The following is a 24,568-nucleotide window of genomic DNA, read 5'->3' as shown; positions in this document are numbered from 1 at the left end:
GATACAGTGGATATATGGAGCGGCCCACAGGGCCATTCACGACCGGGATGTTGTGAAGACAGGATGTCGATTTGGCGGGATGCCACAGAACCACGCAAATGACAGGCAAAGGATTGAAATACCAGGATGGTGACTGCTCAGGAAGAGCCGGGCTGCAGGATGCAACCACCCCAGAGTGATGACCGGATGTCGTCCCCATGGGTCAAAGCAAGCACACGCACATTCAGGATCGACCAATTAAGGTCAGGATGACCACATACAAAGATATGATGCGCAGAGGTATCACCACGGACAGGGTGATTTGCAGCCAGGGATGGGACTCGCATAAACATATCAAGGCAGCTTCGGCTGCCTTTTTTCTTTTGGGTCATTAACCCGATTAGCCATTCTGTGTCAAAATACCAGCAACATGCCCAGAGGATACCGATCCTGCGGTGTTCAGAGGCCAGCAATGGCCGGATTGGTGCGGGATCCCACTCTTGTTTCTAATCCACTGTTCCCCGTGTCTGTATCTTCCCCGGATGATTCTCATCCCGGGTGCGGGCTTCAATCCAGTTATTTGTCGGAGTCAGTCATTCATGTCGGCTAAACAACCCAATCGCAAGCCTACCGGTAAGCGCAAAGAATCAGATGCCAGTGCCCTGGACGGCCGTGAGCGCAAACGCGCTGCCAAGCGTAAGGGCTTGAAGGCGGGTTCCCGCCAGCAGGCAGAGCAATCCAGCAAGAACAACAATGGCAAGCAGGCCAAGGATCCGCGTATCGGTTCCCGCAAGCCGGTTGCCTTGATCGTAGACGAGAAGGGTGCCAAGCCAGTTGCGCCCAAGCCTGCGAAAGAGAAGAAGCTGGTGATGACGCCGGAGCAGGAGCTGGCTGCCATCGAGAATGATGATCGCCTGAATGACCTGCTGGATCGCCTCGATGCTGGCGAGACCCTGGAAGCGACCGAGCAGGCCTGGGTTGACCAGCGTGTCGATCGTTATCAGGAATTGATGGATGAGCTTGGCATCATAGACAACGATGATGACGAAGAAGACGACGGCTCATTCGACGATGCCAGTTATGAGGCGCCGACCCAGCCCGCCTCCGAAGAGGAGCTGTGGGATCGTTTCACTCAGGTCGACTATCAGCCTGAGCCCAAGCCAGAGCCGAAGAAAAAGTGATGAGTGGATGGATGCTGGCCGCCTCGTTGGGCGGCCTGATTTTGCTGGGACTGGCTGTGTATGCCGGTACCCTGCTGGCTCGTCTCAAGCGCCAGCGCGATATGCAGCAGCAGGCCATAGCTGCGCGCAATGAACGCATTCTCGACAGCGTACGGGTGATCGCCCATGCGGTGCGGGATGGTCAGTGCGACTATTCCGAAGGTGCCATTCGGCTGACCAATTTGCTGGATGCCTTGCAGATCAAGGAAGGGCGCGTTTTTGCCAGCGAATTTCCGGGTCTGTACAGTCTCTATGAGAAGGTGAAAGAGATGCCGACTCATGAGGCGAGACGTGCCCTCAAGCGCAATGAAGTGATGAAGATGGATCTCGAACGCAGTGGCTATGAGGCCGAGCTGGAGGCACAGATCCTCAAGGATGTGGCCCAACTGAAGGATTTTCAGTTAAGCCGCTGAGCCCTGGATAACAAAAAAGAGGAAGCAAGCGTGCAAGCAGAACAGATTGTGTGGGATCAGGCCCTGATCGAAAAATATAACTACAGCGGCCCGCGCTACACCTCCTATCCCACCGCGCTGGAGTTCAACGAAAGCTTCGGCTATCCGGACCTGGTCCGCGCCGCAGGCCAGTACCCGGCGCGCAACCTGTCGCTTTACGTACACATCCCCTTCTGTCACAAGCTCTGCTATTACTGCGGCTGCAACAAGGTGATCACACGTCACCAGCACAAGGCCGATCAATACCTCGACTACCTCGAACAGGAGATCAAGGCGCAGGCCCCTCTGTTCAAGCATCGGCTGGTGACCCAGCTGCATTGGGGTGGTGGTACGCCTACCTATCTGAACGAAGCCCAGACCCGTCGCCTGATGGCCATGTTGCGCGAGCACTTCCAGTTCGCGGAGGAAGGGGAGATCAGCATAGAGGTGGACCCGCGTGAAATCGAACTCATCATGCTGGATGTGCTGCGAGAGGTGGGGTTCAACCGCATCAGTCTCGGCGTGCAGGACTTCAACAAGGCGGTCCAGGTTGCGGTCAACCGCGAGCAGGATAACGACTTCATCCGCGCCATGCTGGAGCGCGCCCGCGCACTGGGCTTTCGCTCCACCAATCTCGATCTTATTTACGGCCTGCCGCACCAGAACAGGGAGAGCTTCCACCACACCCTGGAGGAAGTGCTCAAGACGGATCCGGCCCGCCTCTCCATCTTCAACTACGCTCATCTGCCGAGCCGCTTTGCCGCCCAGCACAAGCTGAAAGAGGAAGACATGCCGGCCCCCCGGGAGAAGCTGGCCATGTTGCAAGACACCATCGCCTTCCTCACCGGTCAGGGCTACCAGTTCATCGGCATGGACCACTTCGCCAAACCTGATGACGAGCTGGCGGTGGCGCAGCGCGAGGGCAAGTTGCACCGCAACTTCCAGGGCTACACCACCCAGGGGGATTGTGATCTGCTGGGATTGGGGGTCTCCTCCATCAGCATGATTGGCGATGCCTATTCCCAGAACCAAAAAGAGCTCAAAGCTTACTACGCCCAGGTTGAAGAGCTGGGGCATGCCCAGTGGAAGGGGTGCTCCCTCAATCAGGACGACTTGATCCGCCGCGAGGTGATCAAACGTCTCATCTGCGATTTCAGCCTGAACTTCGCCGCCGTCGAGCAGGCTTATGGTCTGGTCTTCAAGGCGTATTTTGCCGATGATCTCAAGCTGTTGCAGACCTTTATCGACGACGGTCTGGTGCGCATGACCGACGATGGGCTGGAAGTGGTCTCCACCGGTCAGCTGCTCATTCGCAATATCTGCATGTGTTTCGATGTCTACCTGCGCAACAAGGCGCGCCAGCAGCAGTTCTCCCGGGTGATCTGAACAGGCAGCCCTGCACTGAAGATAAAAAAACCGCCTTTCGGCGGTTTTTTTATGGGGTAAGCAAACGGTTCAAGGTTTAGCGGCTGGCGGCGCGGGCGCTCAGCTCGGCTTTCTCGCCATCGCTCAGAAAAGCGAGGGTCAGGCCGTTTTGCTGGGCGGTGCGGATCTCGCTGGCGGTCATGCCGGCGGCCGGGGCAGCCACGTCATATTCGTGGGGCAGGTCTATGCCTTCGACCGCAGGATCGTCGGTGTTGAGACAGGCCAGCACACCGGCAGCCAGGAACTGGCGGATTGGGTGCTCGGTCAGGTTCGTGACCGTGGTGGTCTGGAGGTTGGAGGTGAGGCAGGATTCGATGCCGATGCGGTGCTCCGCCAGATAGGCCATCAGGGCCGGATCCTGGATGGCCTTGACGCCGTGGCCGATGCGCTCGGCGCCGAGATCGCGAATGGCTTGCCACATGCTTTCGGGGCCCGCCGCTTCGCCTGCGTGTACTGTGACGCGCATGCCCGCATCACGGACCTTGCGAAAATGCTCGGTGAACAGCTCGCCCGGGAAGCCCAGTTCGTCACCGGCCAGATCGACGGCAACCAGTTTGTCGCGATGGGCCAGACAGGCGTCCAGCTCCTTGCGGCACTGTTCGGTGCCGAAGGTGCGGCTCATGATGCCAATGAGGTTGGTCTTGATGCCAAAGTCGCGGCTGCCAGCTGCAACGCCGTCAATGATGGCTTCCACCACACCTTGTGGATGCAGTTTGTGGGTCATGGCCATGTAGGCGGGACTGAAGCGCAGCTCGGCATAGTCGATGCTGGCGCGCAGCAGATCCTCCACGTTCTCGTAGGCAACACGGCGGCAGGCATCGTAATCAGCCAGCACGGCCACGCCCCAGTCCAGTTTCTTCAGGAAGGCGACCAGACTCGGCTCATTCTCGACGATCTGCACGTGGGGGCGAAGTGCTTCCAGCTCAAAGGCTGGCAACTGGATATTGTGCTGACGGCCCAGCTCGAGGATGGTCTGCGCGCGGATATTACCGTCCAGATGGCGGTGCAGGTCGGTCAGGGGGAGAGATCTGTCAATCATGATGGCGCCTTCTTCGAGTCGGGTTTGAAAGCCTGCCATTCTAGGCAGGGCTCTCAAAAAAGATACCCCGTTTGAAATCAAACGGGGTCTTATTGGTCAGGGATTTGCCAAGGCGTGATGGGAATCGTTTTTCCAGAGGGCTCAGGAGAGGTCGAGCTCCTTGAGCTTGCGAGTCAGGGTGTTGCGACCCCAGCCAAGCAGGCGGGCAGCCTCCTGTTTGTGGCCATGGGTGTGATCCAGTGCCGTCTCCAGCATGATCCGCTCAAATTGGGGCAGGGCATCGGCCAGGATGTCGGTCTCCCCCAGTGCCAGCTTACTGGCGACCCAGTCCTGCAACTGCTGCTGCCAGCAGCCGGGCAGGGCAGGTTGGCCGGGCTCTGCCGTATTGGTGATGGGGGTCAGCAGTTCGGCGGGCAGATCCCCTACCAGCACCTCCTGACCCGAGGCCATGACCGTCAGCCAGCGGCAGACGTTCTCCAGCTGGCGCACGTTGCCCGGCCAGGCGAGACGGCTGATGTAGGCCTGGGTATCAGGGTGCAGGCTCTTGGCCTCCACGTTCAGCTCCTTGGCGGCGCGCAGCAGGAAGTGCTGGGCCAGTTGAGGTATATCTTCGCGGCGCTCCTTGAGGGCCGGAATATGAATGCGGATGACGTTGAGGCGGTGGAACAGATCTTCCCGGAATTCGCCGTCAGCCACCCGTTTCTCCAGATTCTGGTGGGTAGCAGCGATGATCCGCACATCTACTTGCACCGGCTGATGACCGCCGACTCGGTAGAACTGGCCATCGGCCAGCACCCGCAGCAGGCGGGTTTGCACATCCAGCGGCATGTCGCCGATTTCATCGAGAAACAGGGTGCCGCCATCGGCCTGCTCGAAGCGGCCGTGGCGAATATTGTTGGCACCGGTAAAGGCCCCTTTTTCATGACCGAACAGCTCGGATTCGATGAGATCTTTGGGGATGGCGGCCATGTTGAGTGCGATAAAGTTCTTGTGGGCGCGCGGGCTGTGCTTGTGCAGCGCGTGGGCGACCAGCTCCTTGCCGGTACCGCTCTGACCGTTGATCAGCACCGAGATGCTGGAGCGTGACAGCCGGCCGATGGCGCGAAACACTTCCTGCATGGCCGGCGCTTCGCCGATGATTTCAGGTGTGGTGGCAGTCTCCTGCTGGCGTGCCTTGCGCTTGGTGCGCTGTTCTTTCAGGTGATTCTCGGCGCGGCGCACCAGGGTGACCGCCTCGTCGATGTCGAACGGCTTGGGCAGGTACTCGAAGGCGCCCCTCTGATAGGCGTTGACCGCGCTGTCCAGATCCGAGTGGGCCGTCATTATGATGATGGGCAGATCGGCCTGGCGGCGGTGGATCTGCTCCAGCAGGCTGAGACCATCGATGCCGGGCATGCGGATATCGGAGAGGATCACATCGGGCGAACGTATCTCCAGCGAGCTCAGCAGAGCCTCGCCATCGGCAAAACTCTCGCACTCGAAGCCTTCACTGCCGAGGGTGCGTTCCAGTACCCAGCGGATAGAACTGTCGTCATCGACGATCCACACTTTTGCTGTCATTACGTTCCCTTATTTGCGAAGCGGTAGAAAAATGGTGAATTCGGTGTGGCCAGGCCAGCTGATGCAGTCGATGCGCCCCTTGTGCTGATCAATCAGGTTCTGGGCGATGGAGAGGCCGAGTCCGGTTCCCCCCTCCTTGCCGGTGATCATGGGGTAGAAGAGGGTGTCGCGGATGGCATCGGGAATGCCGGGGCCGTTGTCGATGATCTTGATCTCCGCCGCCAGCCGGTAACGCTGGCCGTGGATGGTGACCTGGAACGCGGTGCGGGTCTTGATGCGGATAAGCCCGGTCTGATCGCCCAGCGCTTCGGCGGCGTTGCGCACTATGTTGAGAAACGCCTGCTGCAGCTGATCCGGCTCCATCTCGAATTCGGGAATGCTGGGGTCGTAATCCCGCTCGATGCGAACCGAGGATGGCAGCTCCAGCTCCACCAGTCGGCGTACCTGCTCCAGCACCGAATGGACATTGTGCATCTGGTGGCGGCCGGGGCGCTGGGGGCCGAGCAGCCGATCGACCAGTACCCGCAGCCGGTCGGCCTGTTCGATGATGATGCCGGTATATTCGCGCAGCGCCGGGTCCGGCAGCTCTTTTTGCAGCAGCTGGGCCGCGCCGCGCAGGCCGCCGAGGGGATTCTTGATCTCATGGGCCAGCCCGCGCACCAGCTCCTTGGCCGCCAGCTGCTGGGCATGTTGCTGCTGCTCCTGGCTGATCTTCTTCTGCTGGTCGATCTTGCGCAGCTCCACCACCAGCAGACGCTGTTCGTGATCCGCCATCGGAGTGGCGCTCAGCTCCACCAGTCGCGGTTCTCCCTCTACCACCAGAGTCACTTCGCTATCGGTAAAGCCTTGCCCTGAAACGAGGCACTGCTTGAGCCGCTGCAAATCGAGGGAGATATGTTCCAGCAGATGGGGCAGTTCGATGCCGATCAGCCGGCGTTCGCTGAGGGAGAGCAGCTGTTCAGCCGCCGGGTTGACGAACTGGATGCAGAGCCGCTCATCCATCAGGATCACGGCGGTCAGCAAATTATCCAAGAGTGTTTTGGCGTTGTCCGAGCGGGTTGGCACAGGTTTCTCCCTAAAACGGTGCTATACACCAGTAATGCACCAACGTGGTGCATTTAGTCTACCCGTATCGATGCACAGGATCACCCCTTGTTGGGGAGCGGAGTCACTTTAGGTGCCGGATTGATACTGGCTCGGTGCAGGTAGAAGGTGACTACCCTTGATTTAGCAAGGATCGTACCGTCTTTGGCGAGTAGTTCGAGTTGTGCCTCATGTGCGCCGCGATCCAGGTTTTCGACCCGAATAGCCAAGCCGTTGCTGACGATGGGGGCAGCCTTGCCATCCAGGGTCAGGCGCACGTCGTACTGGGTCGGCGGTTTGGGGCTTATCTGCCCCTGGAACACCACATTGCCCGTGTTGTCGCGCAGTGTGCTGCCCTGTTCCGGGGAGAGTAGTTCGATTACCAGCTTGGCTGCTTCCTCCTCTTTCTTGGCATCAACGCCGGTCAGGCTGTTGAAGTTGTCCACCTGCACCGAGCGGGGGGCACCACCAATGAGAGGGGCAACACGCAGATCCACTTCTTTGGCCTGCTGGCCGGGAGGGGGGGAATCCGTGTAGTGAACGACGCCCTTGCTGTCTGTCCAGGAGTAGATCTTGGTGGCCTGGGCGGCGGTGCTCGTCAACAGCAAAAGTCCCAGAGCCCATAGGGGGCATGCGTTTTTCATCCATCTCTCCTTGACGGGATTTTGCTTAATCCTATCAGAGAAAAAACCCGCCTGTTGGCGGGTTTGGTCAAGTTCAGAGCTGTGGTCCGAATTAAACGGAGTAGTACAGTTCAAACTCCAGCGGGTGCGGGGTCATGCGCACACGGTCAACATCATGCTGTTTCAGTTCCAGATAGGAATTGATGAAGTCATCGCTGAACACGCCACCGCGGGTCAGGAACTCGCGATCGCTGTCCAGTGCGGCCAGTGCTTCGTCCAGAGAGCCGGCAACGGTCGGCACTTCTGCGGCTTCTTCCGGCGGCAGGTCATACAAGTTCTTGTCCATGGCATCGCCCGGATGGATCTTGTTGATGATACCGTCCAGACCGGCCATCAGCTGAGCTGCAAAAGCCAGGTACGGGTTGGCTGCCGGATCCGGGAAACGTACTTCGATACGACGCGCTTTCGGGCTCGGTACGACCGGGATACGGATGGAAGCAGAGCGGTTGCGGGCGGAGTAAGCCAGCATGACAGGTGCTTCATAACCCGGAACCAGACGCTTGTAGGAGTTGGTGGTCGGGTTGGCGAAGGCGTTGATGGCCTTGGCGTGCTTGATGATACCGCCGATGTAGTGCAGTGCCATCTCGGACAGACCGCCGTACAGGTCGCCAGCGAACAGGTTGACACCGTTCTTGGCCAGGGACTGGTGGCAGTGCATGCCGGAGCCGTTGTCACCGAACATGGGTTTCGGCATGAAGGTGACAGTCTTGTTGTAAGCGTGGGCCACGTTGTGGATCACGTACTTCAGAACCTGCACTTCATCCGCTTTCAGGGTGAGGGTGTTGAAACGGGTGGCGATCTCGTTCTGACCGGCGGTTGCCACTTCGTGGTGGTGCGCTTCAACGACCTGGCCCATCTCTTCCAGCACCAGACACATGGCGGCGCGGATATCCTGGGAGGAGTCAACCGGTGCAACAGGGAAGTAGCCACCCTTGACGAAAGGACGGTGACCCTTGTTGCCGTGCTCATAGGCGGTGCCGGAGTTCCAGGCGGCTTCTTCAGATTCGATTTTCACGAAGCTGTGGCCCATGGTGTTCGAGAAGGTGATGTTGTCGAACATGAAGAATTCTGGCTCAGGCCCGAACAGTACAGTGTCAGCGATGCCGCTGGACTTCAGGAACTCTTCGGCACGTTTGGCGATGGAGCGCGGGTCGCGGTCATAGCCTTGCATGGTGGCCGGTTCCAGAATGTCACAGACGATGTTCAGAGTGGTCTCTTCGGTGAATGGGTCCAGCTTGGCGGAGGCCGCATCCGGCATCAGCACCATGTCAGACTCGTTGATGCCCTTCCAGCCGCCGATGGAGGAGCCATCGAACATCTTGCCATCTTCGAAGAAATCTTCGTCAATCTGATGGGAAGGGATGGATACGTGCTGCTCTTTACCCTTGGTGTCGGTAAAGCGCAGGTCAACAAACTTGACTTCGTGTTCCTGGATCAGGGCCATTACATTCTGGGCTGACATGCTAAGTAACCTCCGGTGTTAAAACTCTTAGGGTGAATGCGTCATCACATTCACATAAGCCAGTATCGTGCCAAGTTTGTGACAGCTTGATTTCAGGGCGTTTGCGGCTATAAGCCTGCCCCAAGACTTGCTGTCCCAGCGCGTTACGCCTCAAAGTAGTGCAACTGTGGATCGTTTTGGTGCACTAAAATGGTGCGCAGTATACGGTCAGCCCCCATCTAAACAGGCTTTGATCGGAAGGTCTATGATCCTGATCCCCTGTTATGCGTGATTGCACTGCAATTATGCTAGGCAGATCACAAAGGCGAGAGTACAATTAGCGCCCAATTTTACCCGGTGATTGAGGCGAGAATGTTAGAGAATTTACGCAATATTGCGATTATTGCGCACGTAGACCACGGCAAAACTACCCTGGTTGATAAGCTGCTGCAGCAGTCTGGAACCCTGGACCGTACCACTGATGGTCAAGAGCGTCTGATGGATTCCAACGACCTGGAAAAGGAACGTGGTATTACCATTCTCGCCAAGAACACCGCGATCCGCTGGAAAGACTACCGTATCAACATCGTTGATACCCCGGGTCACGCCGACTTCGGTGGTGAAGTAGAGCGCGTTATGTCCATGGTCGACTCAGTGCTGCTGCTGGTTGATGCTGTTGACGGCCCTATGCCGCAGACTCGTTTCGTGACCCAGAAGGCATTCGCCCAGGGTCTGAAGCCGATCGTGGTCATCAACAAGATCGACCGTCCGGGTGCTCGTCCTGACTGGGTTATGGATCAGGTGTTCGACCTGTTTGACAACCTGGGTGCGACCGATGAGCAACTGGACTTCAAAGTTGTTTACGCTTCAGCACTGAACGGTTGGGCCACCATGGACCAAAGCGTTGAATCCGACAACATGGAACCCCTGTTTCAGGCCATCGTCGACAACGTCGAGCAGCCGAAGGGTGACCCTGCCGGTGCTTTCCAGATGCAAATCTCCCAGCTGGACTACAACTCCTACGTCGGTGTTATCGGTATCGGCCGTATCAGCCGTGGTCGCGTCAAGACCAACCAGCAAGTCACTGTCGTCGGTGCCGATGGCAAAACCCGTACTGGTAAGGTCGGTCAGGTGCTTGGCTACCTGGGTCTGTCCCGTACCGAAGTTGTTGACGCGCAAGCGGGCGACATCATCGCCATCACAGGTCTGGGCGAGCTGAAAATCTCCGACACCATCTGTGACAACGGTGCTGTTGAAGCCCTGCCGCCGCTCTCCGTTGACGAGCCGACCGTGAACATGACCTTCCAGGTCAACACCTCACCGTTCGCTGGTAAAGAAGGCAAGTTCGTGACTTCCCGCAACATCCTGGAGCGTCTGAATCAGGAGCTGGTCCACAACGTGGCCCTGCGTGTGGAAGAGACCGAAGATCCGGACAAGTTCCGCGTATCCGGTCGTGGTGAACTGCACCTCTCCATCCTGATCGAAAACATGCGTCGCGAGGGTTACGAGCTGGCAGTATCCCGTCCGGAAGTTATCCTGCGCACCGTGGATGGCGTTCTGCACGAACCGTTCGAAACTGTGACTGTCGACGTGGAAGAGATCCACCAGGGTTCTGTGATGGAGCAACTCGGCCTGCGTAAGGGTGAGATGACCAACATGACCCCGGATGGCAAGGGCCGTGTCCGTCTTGACTTCATGATCCCGAGTCGTGGCCTGATCGGCTTCCAGACCGAGTTCCTGACCATGACTTCCGGTACCGGTCTGTTGTACCACACCTTCGACCATTACGGTCCGCACAAGGGTGGCAGCATCGGCGAGCGTCAGAATGGCGTGCTGATCTCCAACGCTACCGGCAAGGCGCTGACCTTCGCCCTGTTCGGTCTGCAAGACCGCGGTCGTCTGTTTATCGGTCACGCTACCGAAGTGTACGAAGGCCAGGTGATCGGTATTCACTCCCGTTCCAATGACCTGACTGTAAACTGCCTGAAGGGCAAGCAGCTGACCAACATGCGTGCCTCCGGTACCGACGAAGCCCAGGTGCTGACTCCGCCGATCCGCATGACCCTGGAACAGGCTCTCGAGTTCATCGATAACGATGAGTTGGTAGAGATCACTCCCAAGGCCATCCGTGTGCGCAAGAAACTGCTGACTGAAATGGATCGCAAGCGCGCCGGTCGTGCTTGATATCTGTTTATCGACAGACAGAGAGAGGCCTGCGGGCCTCTTTTTTTATGCCCCTTTGACGGTGGATCACCAGCCAGTATGCTCGGGCTGGTCGTACCGATCCGGTCCATGGGTGGTCAAATGACCATGCTATCTGACACAATGTCTGCATGATGAAGACGTTGAGAATCACAATGCAGCAGAAATTTGGTGGCCGTCTTGGCCATGCTCTCTCCTTTTTACGCCACGATGGCGGCCATTTCGCCCAGTTTGTCTGGAGCCGTTTCCAGCACGACAGGTTGACCGTCACCGCCGGTTATCTGGCCTATGTCACCTTGCTCTCTCTGGTCCCCATGATTGCCGTGGTATTTGGCATGATGTCCGCCTTCCCTGTGTTCCAAACCCTGAAACAGGCGATGGAGCAGTTCGTCTATCACAACTTCGTGCCGACCGCGGGTGAGATGCTCAAGGAGTACATAGATGGCTTCGTGGCGAATGCCACCAACACCACTGCCGTGGGTATCGGTGCCCTGATAGTGGTGGCGCTGATGCTGATCTCGGCCATCGACAAGAACCTGAACTACATCTGGCGCTCGACCCAGGGCCGGCCGCTGGCGCAGGCGTTTGCCATGTACTGGATGATACTGACACTGGGCCCTGTGCTTATCGGTGGCAGCATTGCCATCTCCTCTTACATCTTCTCGCTGCGGTTGTTCGGGGCCGAGAGTCTGTTCGGCATCGGCTATCTGTTGTTGCGCAGCTTGCCGTTCCTCTTCTCGGTGCTCACCTTCCTGCTGGTCTATACGGTTGTGCCCAACTGCAAGGTGAGGCTGGTTCATGCCTTCATCGGTGCCTTGGTGGCCGCTACCCTGTTCGAGCTGGCCAAGCGCGGATTTGCCATTTACATCACCAACTTCCCCTCCTATCAGGCCATCTATGGCGCTCTGGCGACCATTCCGATCCTGTTTGTCTGGGTTTATCTCAGCTGGTTGGTGGTATTGCTTGGCGCCGAGACCACGGCTTGTCTCGGCGAATATGAAAAACCGGTGAGCGAGGAGTTGGCCTGATCCATCGCTTTGCCCGTCGTTTTCTTGGTAGCATCGACGACCGCCCCTGTGAGGGCGGTCGTTCTGTTTTGAGAGGAGAGGGATGTGATTGCATTGATCCAGCGGGTCTCAGAGGCCAGCGTGACAGTGGAAGGCGAAGTAACGGGTGCCATTGCCAATGGCCTGCTGGTGTTGCTCGGGGTGGAGCAGGGGGATGACGAGGCCAGGGCGGACAAGTTGCTGCACAAGGTGAGCGGCTACCGCATCTTCTCCGATGAAGAGGGCAAAATGAACCTCAATGTGAGTCAGGCCGGCGGCAGCCTGCTGGTCGTCTCCCAGTTCACCCTGGCGGCGGATACCAAAAAAGGCATGAGACCCAGCTTCTCTGGCGGCGCCCATCCGACCGACGCCGAGCGGCTCTACGACTATTTTGTAGTGCAGGCAAAGGCCAGTGGCATACCGACCGAGACAGGCCGTTTTGCTGCCGACATGAAGGTGGCGCTGCTCAACGATGGCCCCGTCACCTTCTGGCTGCAGGTGTAGGCGCCATGGCCGCGAGCCCGCTCCTTGCTACAGGCCTTCATCTGCGGACGTGCAGACAGGGCCAGCCGTGGCATCCCGTAACAGGAGCTAGGGGATCAGATTGGTGGCGTGCAGTATGACGTTGCGATAGCCGGGCACCCTGTGGGTGCTGGTGAGGCCAATCCACTCCTCCGCCAGCCGCTTGGCCTGCGCCAGTTCGAGATGTGTCCGTGGCAGCAGGTTGACGATGAGGGTACCGCGGAGGCATTTGGCCAGTGCCTGATAGAGCGGAACCTGAAACAGCAGCAGGGGATTGCCATCCTGACTGAACAGGTCGAGCAGCACGAAGTCATAGGTGTCGTCGTGGGCCAGCAGGAAGGCGAGGGCATCGGCGTGGTGCAGGTGCAACGCCCGGTCAACGGGTTCCGCCGGGTGGCGGAAGAAGGTCTGAAACAGGGTCAGTACCTCTTCATCCAGATCGACGCAGTCGTGCCGAGCCTCTGGCCAGCGCGCCCCCAGATGACGAGTGAGATCGCCACCGCCCAATCCCAGTTCCAGCACCCGGCTTGCGGTGGCTGGCAGCAGGTCTGCGATGCACTGCTGATGGGGCAGGCAGAGGGCGGCAGGTTCGGCAAGGGACATGGCCGATTGCACCACACCGTCGATCTCCAGCCAGCGGTGATGGGCATTTTCCAGGATGGAGAGGCGTCGTTCCGGTTTGGCACTCAGGTGCAATAAGTGGTCGGCTTGGTACGCTTGCAGATTGAAGTCCATGAATTTGCACGGCAAGATGGTTTCCGGCCAGTGTAACTCAAGGATAGAACTATGTACCGGATGGTCACTCCCCAGATGGCAGCCGAACTGGATGCCTATTATCAGTTGCGCTGGGAGGCATTGGTGCGCAAGCCCTTCAATCTGTCCGTCGGCGCTAACTCAAGGATCGCTTTATGTACCGGGTAGTCACTCCTCAAACGGCAGCCGAGCTGGATTCTTACTACCAGCTGCGCTGGGAGGCATGGGTGCGCAAGCCCTTCAATCTGTCCGTCGGCGCTAACTCAAGGATCGCTTTATGTACCGGGTAGTCACTCCTCAAACGGCTGCCGAGCTGGACGCTTACCACCAGCTGCGCTGGGAGGCATGGGTGCGCAAGCCCTTCAATCTGTCCGTCGGCGCTAACTCAAGGATCGCTTTATGTACCGGGTAGTCACTCCTCAAACGGCAGCCGAGCTGGACGCTTACTACCAGCTGCGCTGGGAACTGCTGCGTAAACCCTTCAATCTACCCATTGGTTCCGAGCGAGACGAATACGATACCGTTGCCATTCATCGCATGATGCTGGCGCCAGACGGTACTCCCATTGCCGTTGGTCGACTGTTTATCGGTGGTGACGAGGCCCAGATCCGCTTTATGGCGCTGCACCCCGAGTATCGTAGCCAGGGATTGGGGGCTCGCATGGTGGAGGATCTCGAACAGCTCGCCTGCCAGGAAAAAGTGAAGCGGCTGGTGATGAATGCCCGTCAGGAAGCGGTGGAGTTCTATCGCAGGTGCGGCTTCCTCGAAGTGGGGGAAGGGCCGGTCAGCTTTGGCCGCATTCCCCATCGTCAGATGATCAAATCCTTAAGCCCCTTGCAGACCATCCAGTATCGCCCCGAGTGGTGCCAGGATCTCACCACTCGCTGGTCGCAAGGCATCCCCATCAGCGAGAAGATGGGAGTACACATCACCCACTATGACGGCCAGACTTTTCATCTCAAGGCCAATCTGGCGGCCAACCTCAACGTGCATGACACCATGTTTGCCGGCAGCATCTACAGTCAGTGCGTGCTGGCGGGCTGGGGTCTCATCTGGTTGCAGCTGAAAGAGGCGGGTCTGGTGGGGGATACGGTACTGGCGGAGGGCAACATCAAGTATTACCGCCCGGTCAACGAGGAGCCCGAGGCGCGGGTTGCCAGGGAGGGGATGCCGGCCGTGCTGGCTCCGCTCAAGGCGGGGGAGTCGGCCAAATTCAGCCTCATGGTCAAGTTGTTCAGCGGCGACAAGCTGGCGGTGGAATTCATCGGCCAGTATGTGGTGCAACCGGTCAAACGGCGAGGCCAGTCCCCCGTTCTGTAAAGCTATCTGAAACAAACAAGGCCTCGTGATGAGGCCTTGTTTGTTTTACGGAACGCTGGTCGACGCGGGTGCTTTGGGCTGTGGTGCTGGCCGCCAGAGCGGGCTGTTGCGCCCCTGTGCAGGATAAGGCACCCCCACCTCCCAACCACAGGAGGCCTGCCTGGCCGGAAACTCCCAGCTCAAGACGGGGGCATCAAGCGGGCCGCGCCAGTGGCTCAGCAGCTCGGCACAGCGCTGGCCATTCAGGACACCGAGATCCAGCTGCCACTGCTCCTTGACCAAATCCATGCCCCCTTGCAGGGCGAGCAGGTGGGTGATGGTGGAGGCACCAGCCTGTTCCACCTGCAGCTGGCCATGCTCGATCTTGCCTTGCAACTTGATGCGGTAGAAGGGGGTATCTCCTTCCTGCATCGCCTGCCACAGGCTTTCCGGCGTCAGATCAGGTGGCGTGGCGCCTTTGAACCACTCATCCAGCAGGGGATCTATCTTCACCTTGTCCCAGAAAGGATCAACCGCATCGAGGGCGAAGCTGCCCTGCAGGGTACTGCGCCACTCTCCTGCTGTCTTGCCATGCACGGCTTGCAGATCGGCACTCAGGTCTGCCTTGCCGGCGAAGGAGATGGGGGAGTGCAGTATCTTGCTCCACTGCACCAGATCCAGCTTCTCCCCCTTCACCTGCAGGCGGCTGCTTTGGCCGGGCTCCTTGCCCCACTGGCCGCTCAGGCTGAGTGAGCCCTCATCCGGCAGCGAGCTGGTCAGCTTGTTGAGCTGCCATGAGCTGGGGGTCAGCTCACCATCCAGTTCGCCGTTGCGGGCACTGAGGCCGTCCCACACCAGCTCGAACCATTTGCTCTCGACCTTTGCCCGGCCGAGCAAGGGGGTTGGCTGCCGGCCTCGCAGGGCGAGATCGCTTAGATAGAACTGCCAGCCCGTCAGCGACAGGGGCAGGGTATCGTCGAAGGAGAGTACCTTGAGTTTGTCGAACGTCAGTTTGCGGATATCGATCTGTTGTGGCCGCCAGCTTTGCCAATCCTGCCACCACCCCTCTGGCAGGCTGATGTCCATGCCGCTCAGCGTCATGTCTTTGAGGGTCAGCTTCTGCTGCTGGGTATCGAGGGCCAGATCCAGATTGAATTCACCTTCATAGGCTTTGCCCTGCACCTCGGCATCGATCTGCTGTGGCGAGAAAGAGACTCGTCCCTTGAGATCTTCCAGCTGGAACAGGCCGCGGCCGAGATCACCGAGGCTACCCGTAAAGTAACCGGTCGGCGTACTGCCAGCCTGCCAGCTGAAGGCGGTGAGCTGGCCGTTGAAGTTGTTGAGGGCGATCTCCTGGGTGATGGCGTTGATGCTCACATCGCGCACCTGTCCCGTGTCCAGGCTGATGTGGCGCAAGGGCAGTTCAGGCTGGCCCATGGCTCCCCACTCGACCCGCATGCCTTGTGCCTTCAGATTGTGCAGTCGCAGGCTGCGGGCGGGCCAGTCCAGGGTCATGCCGGTTTCCAGCAGGCCATCGAACAGGTTGGCGACCAGCCGATCCGTACTCAGCACCCGGCCTTCCAGTCGTCCCTTCAGATTGAGGCGGGAGAGGGCAAAGGCCGGGGTTTCCAGCTCATTGATGTTGAGGCTCAGGTTGGCCTGGGGTGGCCGCACCGGATTGAGCAGCTGCCAGTCGTTGAGGGTGGCGTTGAGGCCGTTCAGGGTCAGCTCGTCACTGTGCAGGCTGAGGCGATCGATAGTGCTATCGCTGATGGTGAGGGAGTGAACCGGCAGGGTCGGCAAGGTGTTGGGCAGCGGCAGCTTGATGACGGGGCGAATGAGGTCGAGGTGGGCGATGCGCACGTCCCGGTTCAGCCAGTCGATGCTCTCTATTTCCAGATAGAGCTTGTCGAGGGCGATGGCGTCGCCATAGCTCACCTGCTCGGCCAGCAGGGTATAGGGATGGAGAGGGTTGAACACCAGCCGCCCTATGGTGACCGGCACGCCGGTTTGCTGGCTGATCCAGCTGGCGATGGGGCCCCTGGCCCGTTCGGCGTCGAACAGACCAAGCGCGACCCAGGCAAACAGCAGCAGGAAGGCAAATGTGTAGAGCAGGGCGCGAAGCCAGGAATTCATCGGTGCTTTCCTCCAGGGTCTGAGTGTTGTGGCAACACATCTATTGGGAGCCTGAGTGTCACGTGCGTTCTTTCTTGTGCTGTTCTACTCAGGCGTTGGAGTAGTGATCCCGCAGACCCAGCCAGCGCCGGATGAGCGGTTCAACATGGGCGGGATGCCTGTCCATCAGGAAGCGCGCCATCTTCTGTACCTGAGGGATGAGTGGCTGGTCGCGCACCAGATCGGCAATTTTGAGATCGGCCAGCCCGGTCTGGCGGGTACCGAGCAGTTCCCCCGGGCCGCGCAGCTCGAGATCGCGCTGGGCGATCAGGAAGCCGTCGTTGGTCTCCCGCAATACCCCGAGTCGGCTCTGGGCCGTCTTGGACAAGGGAGCATGATAGAGCAGCACGCAATGAGAGGCCACAGAACCGCGACCGACCCGGCCGCGCAGCTGGTGCAACTGAGCCAGCCCGAGCCGCTCCGGGTTTTCGATGATCATCAGGCTGGCGTTGGGTACATCCACCCCCACCTCTATGACTGTGGTGGCGACCAGCAGCTGCAGTATGCCCGCCTTGAACTCCTCCATCACCCGCTGCTTTTCGATGGGGCGCATCCGGCCGTGCACCAGCCCGATATGCAGGCCGGGCAGCTGGTTTTGCAGCTCGGCGGCGGTATCCTCGGCGGCCTGGCACTCCAGCACCTCGGACTCTTCGATCAGGGTACAGACCCAGTAGGCCTGCTTGCCCTCTTCACAGGCCAGCTTGACCCGCTCGATCACATCCGGGCGACGGCTGTCCGGCAGCGCCACCGTAGTGATGGGGGTGCGGCCCGGTGGCAGCTCGTCGATGACGGAGGTGTCGAGATCGGCATAGGCGGTCATCGCCAGGGTGCGGGGTATGGGAGTGGCAGTCATGATGAGCTGATGGGGATGGACTCCCTCCCGCTCCCCTTTTTCCCGCAGCGCGAGGCGCTGATGCACCCCGAATCTGTGCTGTTCATCGATGATGACCAGCGCGAGGCGTTGGAACACCACCTGCTCCTGGAAGATGGCGTGGGTGCCCACCACCATCTTGACGCTGCCATCGGCGATGGCGGCGAGCTGGGTTTCCCGCGCCTTCCCTTTCTGCTTGCCCGCCAGCCAGCCGACCCCGATACCGAGCGGCTCCAGCCAGTTGGCGAAGTTGATGGCATGTTGTTCGGCCAGCAACTCGGTCGGTGCCATCAGCCCCACCTGGCAGCCGTTACCGATGGCCTGGAGGGCAGCCAGCGCCGCAACCAGTGTCTTGCCGGAGCCCACGTCCCCCTGCACCAGCCGCATCATGGGGTAGCTGCGTTGCAGGTCCTGGTTGATCTCGGCTACCACCCGATTCTGTGCACCGGTCGGTTTGAACGGCAGCGCCCCCAGCAATTGCTTGACGAGGGCAGGTGCCGGCTTGAGGGCGCGTGCCAGCTGGGTTTGCGCCTGGGCACGCACTTTGAGCACCGACAGGTTATGAGCCAGCAGCTCTTCCAGCACCAGTCGTTGCTGGGCCGGGTGCTGGCCGCTCTCCAGCAAGGCCAGCGCCACCGAGGGGGGCGGGCGATGGAGCAGGCGCAGGGCGGCGGCCAGATCGATCTGCTGGGGATAGAGGCCTGCAGGCAGCAGCTCCTCCACCCCGTACAGGTCGAGTTGAGCCAGCGCCTGATCGGTGAGGCTACGCAGGGTGAGCTGGCGCAGCCCTTCCGTGGTGGGGTAAACGGGGGTGAGCGCCTCTTCGGTCTGACCTGCCTGTTCTTCACCGAGCAACTTGTACTCGGGATGAGCCATCTCGAGCCCGTATTTGCCGGGGCGCACCTCGCCGAAGCAGCGGATCAACCTGCCCTGACCCAGGCTGTTCTTCTGGGCGGCGGTGAAGTTGAAGAAGCGAAGGGTCAGGGTGCCGGTGCCGTCACTGATGCGGCAGACCAGCATGCGGCGGCGGCCCATCACCAATTGAGTGTCCTGGATTTCGCCCTCGACGGCGCCGTGCAGCCCGGGCGGCAGATCGCCGATGGGCCACACCTGAGTACGATCCTCGTAACGAAGGGGGAGGTGGAACAGCAGATCCTGTACCGTGGCCAGCCCCAGTCGCTCGAGTTTCTCCTGCATCTTGCTGCCGACGCCCTTGAGGCTGTCGAGGGAGATTTTATCCAATTTCATCAATCAGATGCCCGAAAACACTGTAAATATGTCCAGATGATAGGGGTTATTGACGTCTCGGTGCAAGCCGCGTTGCAGTGACACCCGGCGCCAGGCCAGGGGCGGGATACTGACCATGGCAGATCCTGACAAAAAGGCCTGCCGAAAACGGCAGGCCTTTGCACAGGTGTCAACGAGTGAGGACGGGCAGCGTGTGCCCCGGATCAGATGATGCGCTTGAGCAGGATATGGGCCCTGACCCTGTGGATCCTGGCCAGCAGCTTGCGTACCTGTTCCGGGTAGTCCTTGATCTGCTCTATCTGATCGAAGTGGCTGATCCGCTTGGTGTTGGCGAGTATGTTCTCCCGCTCCCCGTTGAACTGGGCGCGCAGGTGATGGCGACGATCGTACACCAGCAGGCCGTTCTCCAGATCCAGCGCCCAGGCGCGGGGGTTCAGGTTGTTGCCGGTGAGCATTGCCCACTCGTCATCCACGAAGATCCCCTTGAGGTGGTAGGAGTTGCGCTCGCAGCACCACAACATCAGGTTGAGACGGCCGGCATCGATGTGATGCTGATTGCGCTCGGCAAACTTGCGCAGATTGGTCTCGTACAGATAAGGCAGGCCACCTATGGTGGTGAACTTCTCTTCCGGCGGGATGAAGAAGTCGTTGGCCGTCTTGTCGCCCACCACTATGGTCACCTTGCAGCCGCGCTTGAGCAGGGCTTCGATGTCCTTGTTCAACTCCTTGGGCGGGTTGAAATAGGGGGTGCAGATGAAGATCTCCCGCTCGGTGGCACGCACCAGGGTACGGATCATCTTGTTGAGCTGATTGCCCCGCTTGCCCAGCCCCGTCATCGGAGTGATGGCGATCTCCTGGCTGTTGACCGGCATGCTCTCGAAGCGGTACTGGCCCAGGCGCAGGCTGTGCTTGAAGCGGCGGATCGGCCCCTTCAGTTGCTTGGCGGTGGGAATGTCGCTGCGATCGAGTCGCTGCACCGCTTCGCTCTTGAGAAAGAGATCGTCCACATAGTTGACCATGCAGCGGGTCAGCTCTGGGCTGGTGATCTGGTGATAACGGTCGAAACGGTAGCGATCCTGCTGATGCAGGTAGATATCGTTGAGGCTGGCACCGGAGTAGAGCAGGGTGTCATCGAAAATGAAGCCCTTGAGGTGCAGCACCCCGAGCAGCTCTCGTCCCTTGACCGGCACGCCGTAGATGGCGATCTGGTGTTCATGGCGGGCGGCCATTTCCTGATACATCAGGTGGTTGCCACCCTGCTTGCCTTTGCCGATCAGGCCGCGCTGGGCACGGTGAAAATCCACGAACAACTTGATGTCGAGGGCCGGGTTGCGCTGTTTGGCGGCGTAGAGGGCAGACAGAATTTCCCGTCCCGCCTCGTCATCTTGCAGATAGAGCGCCACCAGATAGATGCGCCGAGTTGCGCTGTCGATAAGCGAAAGGATCCGGCTCTTGAAGTCCTTGGCGCTGTTGAGCACCTGAAACTGATCTGCGGCGACAGCGATCTGGGGCAGACGAGCCAACAGTTGTCGATAATGTGCCGATGAATGCATAGAGAAACCTGAAATCACTGCGTTAAGCGTTCCACTCGGAGCGATGGATAGGCGATTCTAGCAACCTCAACCTGTTAGCCAAAGAAAGAATCTTCATAAAGATGAAAAAGGCCTCACATCGGAGGCCTTTTTGACAGCGGTTATGTTCAAAGGAAGCTGTAGATAATCATCGCCATGACGCCACCCGTGGTGCCTATGATGGTCTCCATCACTGTCCAGGTTTGCAGGGTCTGCTTCTCGGAGAGGCCCAGGTAGCGGTTGGCCAGCCAGAAACCCGAGTCGTTGACGTGGGAGAGCACTATGGCCCCGCCGCCGATGGCGATGGTCACGGCCGCCAGCTGGGCTCCGTTCAGACCGAGCGGTTCCAGCATGGGCAGCAGCAGGCCGCAGGCAGTCAGCATAGCGACGGTGGCAGAACCCTGAATGACCCGCACGGCCGCCGCCAGGATAAAGGCCAGCGCGACTATGGGCAGGCCGGAGTCTGCCAGCATGTTGCCAAGGGCGGCGCCCACACCGGAATCCACCAGTACCTGCTTGAAAACGCCACCGGCACCGGTCACCAGTATGATGACGCCGGCAGGCTGGATGGCGCTGTTGCAGACGTTCATCACCTCGTCACGGGACATGCCGCGGCGCACCCCCAGCAGATAGAAGGCGGCCAGACAGGCGACCATGATGGCGGTGAAGGGGTGGCCGACGAACTCCAGCCAGTTGTGGAGGGTGGATCCCGCCTCGACGAAGCGGCCGACTATGGTCTTGAGGCCAATCATCAGCAGCGGCAGACCGATCAGGCCCATGGCCAGTCCGAAGGAGGGGAGAGTCTTGCTATCGTCATGGGCACTGCTCTGGGCATCGGCAGGGAGCGGCACATCCACCACCTTGCTGATCAGATCGCCGAACAGGGGGCCCGCCAGGATCAGGGCCGGCACGGCGGCGATCAGACCGAACAGTATCATGTAGCCAAAATCAGCCCCCAGCTGGGACGCCACCAGAATGGGGCCTGGCGCGGGGATGAGGAAGGCCTGGCAGGTGGCGATGCCCGCCAGCAGCGCTATGCCTATCTTCACCACGCTGCCACCGCCACGGCGGACAATGGCAAAGGCCACCCCGATCAGCAGCACTACGGCGACGTCGAAGAAGAGCGGCAGAGCACAGACGAAGCCAGTCAGTGACATGGCCCAGTTGGCGCGCTTGACGCCGAAGGTACCGAGCAGGGTATGGGCCACCCGGTCGAGGGCGCCGGTGACTTCCATCACCTTGCCAAACATGGCGCCCAGTGCCACCACGACGGCGACGAAGCCCAGGGTGCCGCCCATCCCTTTCTGGATGGTAGTGGCGATCTCCGCCGGGTTCATGCCGGCGGCGAGGCCGGCCACCATGGAGACCAGGATGAGGGAGACGACCGCGTGCAGGCGGGCCTTCATCACCAGAAAGAGCAGCAGCACTATGGAGCCCGCGGCCGTCATGATCAGGGAGAGGTCAGACATTGTTGTGCGTTCCTTGTTCCAAGTTCAGTATCGACACCCTGCTGATCCGTCAGCAGACCATATCTTTATGATTTATTTAGGTTTATGGCCAGGGCTCAAGGTCGATTGCCCAGGTGACTGTGAGTTCGCTCAGTCTGTGGCAGACTTCACATTTCTTGTTGTTACCGGTAACATGTTACCGGTAACGTGCTAAGTTAGAACCCATCAGCAGCACGATTTTTGAAAAATGGGATAGAGGTCAAACAATGGCGGGCAAGAGCATTATCGTGATGGGTGTGTGTGGTAGCGGCAAGTCCAGTGTCGGCCTCAAGGTGGCCCAGGCGCTGGGTGCCAAGTTCATCGATGGTGATGACCTGCACCCCAGAGCCAATATTCAGAAGATGGCGGGTGGCAACCCCCTCAACGATGAGGATCGTGCCCCCTGGCTGGAGCGGATCCGTGATGCGGCTTACAGCCTGGAACAGAAGAACGAGGTGGGCGTGATCGTCTGCTCGGCCCTCAAGAAGCAGTACCGCGACCAGATCCGCGATGGCAATGAGTCAGTGCATTTCCTGTTTCTGGACGGTGATCAGCCGCTGATCCTCGAACGGATGCGGGCACGCAAGGGCCATTTCATGCGGGAAAGCATGGTACAAAGTCAGTTCGATACGCTGGAACGTCCGGATGGCGAGGCCGGGGTATTCCATATCGATATAGATGGCACCTTCGAACAGGTGGTCGACCGCGCCGTCTCAGCGTTGGAGCAAGCCGTATGACACACATTGTTATTTCCGAGGTTACTGCGCGCATTCGTGAGCGCAGTGTCGCCCGTCGCCAGGCTTTCCTGGCCCGTATTCAGCGCCAGGCCGAACAGGGAAAGACCCGCGCCGCCCTGGCCTGCGGTAACCTGGCCCACGCCGTAGCCGCCTGTAGCAGTGACGAGAAGGGTCGCATTCTCGACATGACCCGCGCCAACATCGGCATTGTCACTGCGTACAACGACATGCTGAGCGCCCATCAGCCCTATCAGGGCTACCCGGACATCATCAAGGCGGCACTGGCCGAACTCGGCCACAGCGCCCAGGTGGCGGGTGGCGTACCGGCCATGTGCGATGGTGTGACTCAGGGTCAGCCGGGGATGGACATGTCTTTGTTTTCCCGCGATCTCATCGCCCAGGCGACCGCGCTGTCGCTCTCCCACAACACCTTCGACGCCACCCTGCTGCTCGGCATCTGCGACAAGATAGCCCCGGGCCAGATTATGGGGGCGCTCTCCCACGCTCACCTGCCCACCGCCTTCGTGCCGGCCGGCCCCATGGCCAGCGGCATCAGCAATGATGACAAGGTAAAGGTGCGCCAGCAGTACGCCGCCGGTGAACTGGGCCGCGACGCCCTGCTGGAGATGGAGTGCGGCGCCTATCATGCGCCGGGTACCTGCACCTTCTACGGCACAGCCAACACCAACCAGCTGGTGTTCGAGGCCATGGGCCTGATGCTGCCGGGCTCCGCCTTCGTCCATCCTCATAGCGAGTTGCGCCACGCGCTCACTGAAGAAGCCGCCCGTCGCATCAGCGCCATGATCCCTGGCTCTCCTGCCTACCGCCCCTTGAGTGAGGTGCTGGATGAGCGCTCCCTGGTCAATGGTCTGGTGGCCCTGCTCGCCTCCGGCGGTAGCACCAACCACAGCATCCACATGGTGGCGCTGGCGCGGGCCGCCGGCCTGCACCTGACCTGGGACGACATCAGCGATCTCTCCGATGTGGTGCCGCTCTTTGTACGCATGTACCCGAACGGCCCGGCTGATGTGAATGCCTTCGAACAGGCGGGCGGCGTGCCCGGCCTGATGCGTCGTCTGGCGCAAGAGGGGCTGATCCACATGGATGCCACCCCTGTGTTTGGCGAGATGCAGGATTACCTCAGCCGCCCGGCGCTGGTCGATGGCCAGCTGGTATGGCAGCCGGTGGGTGAAAGCACGGATCCGAGCGTGCTGTCGCCGACCGGCTCCGTGTTCCAGGCCACCGGCGGCACCAAGCTGCTGGCGGGCAATCTGGGCCGCGCCGTGGTCAAGGTCTCCGCCGTGGCGCCCGAGTATCGCGTTATCGAAGCGCCCGCCCGAGTGTTCTCCTCCCAGCACGCTGTGGAGGCGGCCTACAAGGCTGGCAGCCTCAATCAGGATGCCGTTATCGTGGTGCGCCACAACGGCCCGGCGGCCAACGGCATGCCTGAGCTGCACAAGTTGATGCCGGTGCTCGGCAACCTGCAGAAGGCGGGCCACAAGGTGGCGTTGGTTACCGATGGCCGTCTCTCAGGCGCCTCCGGCAAGATCCCGGCGGCCATCCATGTCACCCCGGAAGCGCTGCACGGCGGCGCCATCGGCCTGTTGAAGGATGGCGATCTGCTGCGGGTGGACGCGGTAAACGGTCGCCTCGATTGCCTGACCGATTTGAGTGGCCGTACCCAGGCCGAGATTGACCTCACTCTGGAACAAGAGGGGTGGGGCCGTGAACTGTTCAGCGTGATGCGTCGCGCGGTATCGAGCGCCGAGTGTGGCGCCACCATCTTTGATTAAGGA

At 59.9% G+C, this 24,568-nt stretch carries 19 protein-coding genes; 9 read left to right on the top strand and 10 right to left on the bottom strand.

Annotation, left to right across the window (positions count from 1 at the left end; genetic code table 11):
* Window positions 1–578 precede the first annotated feature (578 nt).
* From yihI to hemN, 3 genes are read left to right on the top strand one after another with little or no spacing between them, the layout of a single operon-like run.
* Window positions 579–1,160, top strand: coding sequence for a Der GTPase-activating protein YihI (gene yihI, locus GWQ31_RS14745; protein WP_005319890.1), 582 nt, complete (start codon window positions 579–581; stop codon window positions 1,158–1,160).
* An 11-nt stretch (window positions 1,161–1,171) separates the two neighbouring features.
* On the top strand, window positions 1,172–1,612 hold the full coding sequence (locus tag GWQ31_RS14740; protein WP_034523570.1) for a DUF2489 domain-containing protein: 441 nt from the start codon (window positions 1,172–1,174) through the stop codon (window positions 1,610–1,612).
* A gap of 30 nt (window positions 1,613–1,642) precedes the next feature.
* A complete protein-coding gene (gene hemN, locus GWQ31_RS14735) occupies window positions 1,643–3,016 on the top strand; it encodes an oxygen-independent coproporphyrinogen III oxidase (RefSeq protein ID WP_275909670.1) in 1,374 nt (457 codons plus the stop codon).
* 76 nt (window positions 3,017–3,092) lie between these two features.
* Here hemN and add read toward each other — a convergent pair whose 3' ends face one another.
* From add to glnA, 5 genes are all read right to left on the bottom strand, one after another.
* Complete coding sequence (add, locus tag GWQ31_RS14730; protein WP_275909669.1) at window positions 3,093–4,094, bottom strand: adenosine deaminase; 1,002 nt, start codon at window positions 4,092–4,094, stop codon at window positions 3,093–3,095.
* Between the two features lie 141 nt (window positions 4,095–4,235).
* Complete coding sequence (glnG, locus tag GWQ31_RS14725; RefSeq protein ID WP_005319876.1) at window positions 4,236–5,654, bottom strand: nitrogen regulation protein NR(I); 1,419 nt, start codon at window positions 5,652–5,654, stop codon at window positions 4,236–4,238.
* A gap of 9 nt (window positions 5,655–5,663) precedes the next feature.
* Window positions 5,664–6,719 (bottom strand): nitrogen regulation protein NR(II), encoded by a 1,056-nt coding sequence (glnL, locus tag GWQ31_RS14720; protein WP_275909668.1) that lies wholly within the window; start codon window positions 6,717–6,719, stop codon window positions 5,664–5,666.
* Window positions 6,720–6,799: 80 nt separating this feature from the next.
* On the bottom strand, window positions 6,800–7,381 hold the full coding sequence (locus GWQ31_RS14715; protein ID WP_275909667.1) for a DUF4124 domain-containing protein: 582 nt from the start codon (window positions 7,379–7,381) through the stop codon (window positions 6,800–6,802).
* Between the two features lie 91 nt (window positions 7,382–7,472).
* On the bottom strand, window positions 7,473–8,882 hold the full coding sequence (gene glnA / locus GWQ31_RS14710; RefSeq protein WP_021138647.1) for a glutamate--ammonia ligase: 1,410 nt from the start codon (window positions 8,880–8,882) through the stop codon (window positions 7,473–7,475).
* 351 nt (window positions 8,883–9,233) lie between these two features.
* Here glnA and typA point away from each other — a divergent pair, with 351 nt between their 5' ends.
* The 3 genes from typA to dtd all read left to right on the top strand — a co-directional run bounded on the left by typA (window position 9,234) and on the right by dtd (window position 12,613).
* Complete coding sequence (typA, locus tag GWQ31_RS14705; protein ID WP_169047209.1) at window positions 9,234–11,045, top strand: translational GTPase TypA; 1,812 nt, start codon at window positions 9,234–9,236, stop codon at window positions 11,043–11,045.
* 173 nt (window positions 11,046–11,218) lie between these two features.
* Window positions 11,219–12,091 carry a virulence factor BrkB family protein gene (locus GWQ31_RS14700; RefSeq protein WP_021138645.1) on the top strand — a complete coding sequence of 291 codons (873 nt, stop codon included), beginning with the start codon at window positions 11,219–11,221 and terminating at the stop codon, window positions 12,089–12,091.
* A gap of 84 nt (window positions 12,092–12,175) precedes the next feature.
* A complete protein-coding gene (dtd, locus tag GWQ31_RS14695) occupies window positions 12,176–12,613 on the top strand; it encodes a D-aminoacyl-tRNA deacylase (RefSeq protein ID WP_099991396.1) in 438 nt (145 codons plus the stop codon).
* Window positions 12,614–12,700: 87 nt separating this feature from the next.
* On the opposite strand, the gene GWQ31_RS14690 is transcribed toward dtd, so the two are convergent.
* Window positions 12,701–13,366: a methyltransferase domain-containing protein gene (locus tag GWQ31_RS14690; protein ID WP_275909702.1), complete on the bottom strand. Its 666-nt coding sequence runs from the start codon at window positions 13,364–13,366 to the stop codon at window positions 12,701–12,703.
* A gap of 417 nt (window positions 13,367–13,783) precedes the next feature.
* Between GWQ31_RS14690 and GWQ31_RS14685 the strand changes: the two genes are divergently transcribed.
* Entirely contained in the window at window positions 13,784–14,704 is a 921-nt protein-coding gene (locus GWQ31_RS14685) for a bifunctional GNAT family N-acetyltransferase/hotdog fold thioesterase (RefSeq protein WP_169047210.1), read from the top strand.
* A 45-nt stretch (window positions 14,705–14,749) separates the two neighbouring features.
* On the opposite strand, the gene GWQ31_RS14680 is transcribed toward GWQ31_RS14685, so the two are convergent.
* The 4 genes from GWQ31_RS14680 to gntU form a co-directional block, all read right to left on the bottom strand.
* Window positions 14,750–16,819 (bottom strand): AsmA-like C-terminal region-containing protein, encoded by a 2,070-nt coding sequence (locus GWQ31_RS14680; protein ID WP_275909666.1) that lies wholly within the window; start codon window positions 16,817–16,819, stop codon window positions 14,750–14,752.
* 88 nt (window positions 16,820–16,907) lie between these two features.
* Entirely contained in the window at window positions 16,908–18,977 is a 2,070-nt protein-coding gene (recG, locus tag GWQ31_RS14675) for an ATP-dependent DNA helicase RecG (protein WP_219598170.1), read from the bottom strand.
* Window positions 18,978–19,180: 203 nt separating this feature from the next.
* Window positions 19,181–20,530 (bottom strand): CDP-diacylglycerol--serine O-phosphatidyltransferase, encoded by a 1,350-nt coding sequence (pssA, locus tag GWQ31_RS14670; protein WP_275909665.1) that lies wholly within the window; start codon window positions 20,528–20,530, stop codon window positions 19,181–19,183.
* Window positions 20,531–20,676: 146 nt separating this feature from the next.
* Window positions 20,677–22,017: a gluconate transporter gene (gntU, locus tag GWQ31_RS14665; protein ID WP_058395586.1), complete on the bottom strand. Its 1,341-nt coding sequence runs from the start codon at window positions 22,015–22,017 to the stop codon at window positions 20,677–20,679.
* Between the two features lie 245 nt (window positions 22,018–22,262).
* Here gntU and GWQ31_RS14660 point away from each other — a divergent pair, with 245 nt between their 5' ends.
* Together GWQ31_RS14660 and edd are read left to right on the top strand one after the other, a co-directional pair.
* The gene (locus GWQ31_RS14660) at window positions 22,263–22,772 is read left to right on the top strand and encodes a gluconokinase (protein WP_005319830.1); all 510 of its coding nucleotides are present in this window, start codon (window positions 22,263–22,265) and stop codon (window positions 22,770–22,772) included.
* Entirely contained in the window at window positions 22,769–24,565 is a 1,797-nt protein-coding gene (edd, locus tag GWQ31_RS14655; RefSeq protein ID WP_275909664.1) for a phosphogluconate dehydratase, read from the top strand. Before GWQ31_RS14660 ends, edd begins: the two co-directional genes overlap by 4 nt.
* Window positions 24,566–24,568: the final 3 nt, after the last annotated feature.

This window comes from Aeromonas sp. 2MA4 (assembly GCF_029237305.1).
Lineage (GTDB): Bacteria > Pseudomonadota > Gammaproteobacteria > Enterobacterales > Aeromonadaceae > Aeromonas > Aeromonas salmonicida.
This window is presented reverse-complemented; position numbering and strand designations above follow the sequence as displayed.